1 protein-coding gene is annotated in these 1,070 nt (G+C 38.2%); it reads right to left on the bottom strand.

The genetic code is table 11. The annotated features are described in order from the left end of the window. Window positions 1-16: 16 nt before the first annotated feature. Window positions 17-904, bottom strand: coding sequence for a hypothetical protein (locus ACFRAC_RS36805; protein ID WP_052470526.1), 888 nt, complete (start codon window positions 902-904; stop codon window positions 17-19). Between the last annotated feature and the right edge of the window lie 166 nt (window positions 905-1,070).

Here is a 1,070-nt window from a genome sequence, read left to right as displayed (position 1 = left end):
GCATATAGGGCGCTCTTTACCAAAGCTTCCGTTCTGAAAAATTGTATCCTTCCGGCGTGCTGCCGTTTTTAATATCGTTCCAGGTATTTAGCATTTCGTTTTTGCTCTCTTCCAGCCGTTTCAACTCTTCTTCGCTCATTTGCTGTTTGCCTTCGTTAGTAGATCCAAACCATTCCGGCTTTTTCTCTTCTCTCAGCTGTTTAGGTGTTTCTTTCCGTGCATCGTCCAGGGATTTTTTAAAGTACGATTTAAAATTCTTGACGTTTTTCTTTTGCACACAGTCGAGAAACTTTGAGTTTAATAGATATTTATCGTCAATCAATCCGTCAAGCTCTTCATAAGCCTTTAGGTGATCCAGCTTGATCTCGTCAGCGTACTTTAACAAAAATGATTTCTGTTCTTCGCTGATTGATAGATGTGTAATATATTCATGTGTATTCTCTTTATGTGTATTCTTTTTATTATTATATATATTACCTCGTGGTTTTGAGGACTTCATTTTGAGGACTTCATTTTGAGGTCTTGAAAATCCAGTCCTCAAAAAGTGGTCATCTTCCCCTTTTTCGTCCTCGTTTGTACCCTTAAAGGATGCTTTTTCCTCTTCTGTGAAAGGCGTTGTCCTAATTGCGTATTCGTACTCCCATTTTCTACCGTTCCTATACTTTTTTTCCATGACGTAACCGGCCTCTATTAATTCCTTCCAGGCGTTTCGAACGCTAGTTTCTTTGTTCTTGTCAAAGCGCTTATACAATTCAGTTTTGTATATTTGCCATGTGTCGGGATAAGAACAAACATTTACCAATAGTCCCAGCGCTTGCAATGATATGCTGCTGTCTTGCAAAGTTGTTCTAGGAATCATTTCAAACGGGTTTTCTTGCTTATAAACTTTGACAATTCCAGACATAAAAAAATCCTCCAAAACATATTTTGGCAGGAAAAAAGGGTTTAAAAAAGGCCCTGTGTAGGGTATAATGAAACCAACAAAATACGCACAGTTATTTAAACCCTACGCCCGTGCTACCAACACGGGTTTTTTCCTGTTTATAAGTATGATACTACAAACATTCTCC

This window comes from Streptomyces sp. NPDC056628, assembly GCF_042792555.1.
Classification (GTDB): domain Bacteria; phylum Actinomycetota; class Actinomycetes; order Streptomycetales; family Streptomycetaceae; genus Streptomyces.
The sequence above is the reverse complement of the archived record's forward strand: the minus strand, read 5'-3'. Positions and strand labels throughout refer to the sequence as shown.

What these genes read in the sequence shown, in the direction of transcription:
- ACFRAC_RS36805 (WP_052470526.1), bottom strand. Translation starts at nt 904, where the DNA reads ATGTCTGGAATTGTCAAAGTTTATAAGCAAGAAAACCCGTTTGAAATG.